Source organism: Streptomyces sp. NPDC003016 (assembly GCF_053591455.1).
Genome location: NZ_JBSFTV010000093.1, coordinates 1 through 3,906, shown reverse-complemented (window position 1 = coordinate 3,906; position 3,906 = coordinate 1). Strand labels below are relative to the sequence as shown.

Below are 3,906 nucleotides of genomic sequence, written 5' to 3'. Positions count from 1 at the left end.
CACTCCGCACCCGTCGGCAGCCGGGTCCAGCACTGGCTGCCGGTGCTGGACGGTACCGAACGCCTCGGCGTGATCCGCGTCGAAACCGATGCCGTGCCGGACGAGCCCACGCAGACGACGATGGAGGGCCTGGCGTCGCTGGTGGGCCTGCTGCTGGTCTCCAAACGGCATCACAGCGACTCCCACGCCCGCCTCACCCGTATCAGCCCGATGTCGGTCTCCGCGGAGATGCAGTGGACGCTGATGCCGCCGCGGACGTTCGCGAACAGGAGGGTGACCATCGCCGCGGCGATGGAGCCCGCCTACGCCACCGCGGGTGACGCCTTCGACTACGCGCTGGCCGGGGACACCGTTCACCTGGCGGTCTTCGATGCCATGGGCCACGACACCTCCGCCGGGCTGACCGCGAACCTGGCCATGGCCACCTGCCGCAGCCAGCGACGCCAGGGCAACAGCCTGACCGAGGCCCGCGACGCCATCGAAGCCACGTTGATCGAGCAGTTCGCCCAGTCCCGCTACGCGACCGCCGTGCTGGCCGACCTCGACCTGGAATCCGGTGTGCTGACCTGGATCAACTGCGGCCACCACCCGCCGGTCCTCATCCGAGGCCGGCGCTGGACCACCCACCTGGGCTGCACCCCCACCCACCCCATGGGCACCGACCTCGGCCTTCCCGTGACCCTGTGCCGGGAACAACTGGAGCCCGGCGACCAGCTGCTGCTCTACACGGACGGAATCATCGAAGCGCGTGATGCCAGGGGGCACGAGTTCGGCCGCGACCGCTTCGTCGACTTCGTCATCCGCCACCAGGCCGACGGGCTGGCCGCCCCGGAAACGCTGCGCAGGCTCGTGCGCGCCGTACTCAAGCATCACGACGGACGCCTCAACGACGATGCCACCGTCCTGCTGTGTGAATGGCGCGGCGGCTCGGTGAGGGGTACATCAGTCCAAGGCGAAGGCATGCCGGGCCGGGTCGGCCGTGAGCGCTGACTGAGCTGCGTTGCGAAAACCGACCTGGTATCCGACCGACCACACACGGCTCGGAATCTGCCTTCGACCGCGTCGCTCAGCGGCCCGGTGCGGAGAGAGTTCGTCAGGGGCGGGGCCGCAGGCCCGGTTCCTCCTGGGGCGGGCGCCCCGCGATGCCCGTGAGCAGATCGGTGCACAGGTCACGCAGTTTCACGTTGCGGTGCTGAGAGGCGGTCCGCAGGATGGCGAAGGCTTCATCGGCCGAGCACTTGCGCTGGCCCATGATCACGCCGATGGCCTGATCGATGACCGTGCGCGACTTCAGCGCATTCTGCAGGTCTTCGGCGAACTCCTGCGCGTCGGAGATCCGCTGCGCCAGCGCGATCGCCCCTGCGGCGCGGGCCGCCTCTCCCCGCAGGAAGACAAGATCAGCGTTCGCGAAGCCGTCCGGCTTCGGCGAGTAAAGATTCAGCGCCCCTGCCGTGTGAGCGGAATCAGTGGGAACCGCGATCGGCAGTGACAAAGAGGAGCGTGTCCCGCACGCGGCCGCATAGGCCGGGTAGTCCCCCCAGCTCTGCTCGCTGAGCATGTCCGTGACCACGATTTCTTCGCTGCGGCGCAGTGACTGCAAACACGGTCCGTCGTCCTGGCCGTACTGCTTCTCATCAAGCTGCAGCGCACCGTCACCAGCGCTGGCCACCGTCAGAGGGCGGCCGTGCCGCTCCAGAGTGATGCCGCAGCCCTCAGCCGCCGGCGTATGCGCCAGTGCACTGCCCGCCAGGGCAGACAAGAACCCGTCCAGCGAGTCCGTATCAAGTAGCAACGCTGTCAGATCCGGTGGTTCGAACGTTCCGCCAGTCACGCTGGCTCCCTATTCTTCGGACCAAGGGCGGGGGCGGCCCTCAGTCGGCCAAGAACCTGCCGCCAGGGACCCCGGGCTCCAGCTCGAAGGGGCATATCTCCAGCGCTCCACCGCCCCGGCCTCATGACCGAGGCGAAGAAAAAAGAGGCGGTCACTTCCCACTATGGCACTCACCCTGCCTCGTGCAGTGCCGAAGTGGCAGGAAAAGAGGTATATGAGGTAATAGGGACCGTTTGCTGAGGCTGAGGCTGAGGCTGGTGTGGTGGCGAATGGCCCGGTTGATGCGTAGCGCAGGAAGAACGGGATCTTTGGCTTCCTGCGATGCTGAAGCACCGGGGTTCTGCCGGTCCGGCACGTCGCCACCGGTTCGGCGCGGGCGTGAAGGGTTGGAGCGGGGCCCTGGGCCAGGCGCGGTCAGGGCCCCTGTGGCGCGTGCATGCCGTGGGGGGATTCATGCGCGCGTCGCCTGGCACAACAGCGCCGGCGGCACTCGGGTCACGGTCCGGACTTTTCTTCGAGTGTTCAGGGACGTCTGGTGTGGGCACACGGCTGGTGAGTGAGTGGTCAGGACATGGTGCACCTCCAGGGGCCGGCCGCAGTAGCGGCCGGCCCCGAGCCGTGTGCCGCAACAGGTTGCCGGTGGGCAGAGCCAAGTGTCTTCCAGTGCGCGGTGGTCGCCGGTGAGTGGGTAGCGGCGTACGGCAAGGACGGTTTCCATCATCGATCCCGAGGTCTTCCGCGTTCCGTACGAGCACCGCCTCTGCGGCTTCCTGGACGGGTAGGAACGCCGGGGCGAGTTCCAGTGCGATCTGGCCCACAGGCGTCCGCTGGCTGCGGCCATCTTCTCGACCAGGCGCCGTACCGGCTTCGTGTCAACGGAATACCGCTCGGTATCAGCGAGGGGCTGCTCCAAGCCTGGCCGGACTTCGGCGGTGCCGCCGGCGGCGGGGAGCGGAGGCCGGCGGAGCTTGTCGACGGCTTGGCCCTTGATTGCGCGGACTGCGGACTGCGGACTGCGGACTACTTGAGCTGCCCGACCTGGGCAGCTGCGGCGAGGGGGGCGCGTAGCTGCCGCACTGGTGTTCCCTCGCAGGTGGTCCGGCAGCGCTGGGTACCCGGTTTCGATGAACGCCGAAGAGGAATTACCGGATGTACCGGCGCTGATCAGCGAGATCGTGCAAGCCGTGCGGGACGGTGACGATCCGCGTATCCGGGCGCTGCTCGAGCGACTGGCCCAGCGGGCCGACACCGAAGCACTCCTGCTGCTCCGCACTCGCCTGAACGAAGACCTGCCCCGGGGACCGCGCGCCAGGCGCCGCCCTGGGTGACACCCGGTTGGCCGTTCACCGCGGCATGGGCGCGTACTGTATGCCGGGCTTCGTCGGGGGTTCGGCAGTGAGCCGCGGCGAAGCACCCTTTCCACGATGAGCCTGGCGAGCCGTTTGCGGGGATGCCATGGCAAAGAGAGGGTAAACGCGCTGCTGTCGCTTCCGGCGGCGGGTGTGCGGGCGCGGGAGCGCAAAGGGTGGATGAGGTGGCACTTCGTGGTCGGGAAGATCCGGTTGTTGAAGGCCCGGTTGCGTGGGCTGGCGTGGCGTATGACGGGAACCTTGAGTCGATGGGGAACGCCCGGCGGTTAGTCACCGGCTTCCTGACCCAGCTGCACCGGAAACACCGGATTGAGATCTGCGCACTGGCGGCCGGCGTGGCTGAGCTGGTCGTAAGCGAGCTGGTGACCAATGTGTGCAGGTACGCGCCGGGGCTCTGTGCGGTGCACGTCGAGCTGGCCGGGCCGGTCTTGGAGATCATGGTGTGGGACACGAATCCGTCCCTGCCGGTGGCGTGCGCCTGATCCGGGCCGGATCGGCAGGCACGGCCTGGAGCTCGTCACCGTCATGTGCGAAGGCGTCGAGGCACGGCGCGAGCCCATTGGCAAACGGATCACAGCCTGGATCGCCGTCGAACCTGCGGTTGGCTAGGTGTTCTGTCCATGGAGGTTGGTGACGGCGATCACGGCTGGGGGATCTTGAACGAGTGAGGGCCTTCCGGGTTCGGTGTGGATTGCGACATCTCCA

Annotated in this window: 4 protein-coding genes; 3 read left to right on the top strand and 1 reads right to left on the bottom strand. The window is 67.8% G+C overall.

Annotated elements, in window-relative coordinates:
- Positions 1-990 (top strand): PP2C family protein-serine/threonine phosphatase (locus ACWDZ4_RS34980; protein ID WP_451512415.1); only part of this gene is annotated, 990 nt, incomplete at its 5' end.
- Between the two features lie 103 nt (positions 991-1,093).
- On the opposite strand, the gene ACWDZ4_RS34975 is transcribed toward ACWDZ4_RS34980, so the two are convergent.
- Positions 1,094-1,831: a GAF and ANTAR domain-containing protein gene (locus ACWDZ4_RS34975; RefSeq protein ID WP_451512414.1), complete on the bottom strand. Its 738-nt coding sequence runs from the start codon at positions 1,829-1,831 to the stop codon at positions 1,094-1,096.
- 1,124 nt (positions 1,832-2,955) lie between these two features.
- On the opposite strand from ACWDZ4_RS34975, the gene ACWDZ4_RS34970 reads away from it, so the two are divergent.
- The gene (locus tag ACWDZ4_RS34970; protein WP_451512413.1) at positions 2,956-3,159 is read left to right on the top strand and encodes a hypothetical protein; all 204 of its coding nucleotides are present in this window, start codon (positions 2,956-2,958) and stop codon (positions 3,157-3,159) included.
- Positions 3,160-3,356: 197 nt separating this feature from the next.
- Positions 3,357-3,683, top strand: a complete 327-nt coding sequence (locus ACWDZ4_RS34965) for an ATP-binding protein (protein WP_451512412.1) — start codon at positions 3,357-3,359, stop codon at positions 3,681-3,683.
- The last annotated feature ends 223 nt before the right edge of the window (positions 3,684-3,906 follow it).

Coding starts and splice junctions, on each gene's coding strand:
- ACWDZ4_RS34970 (WP_451512413.1), top strand. CDS start 2,956: ATGAACGCCGAAGAGGAATTACCGGATGTACCGGCGCTGATCAGCGAG.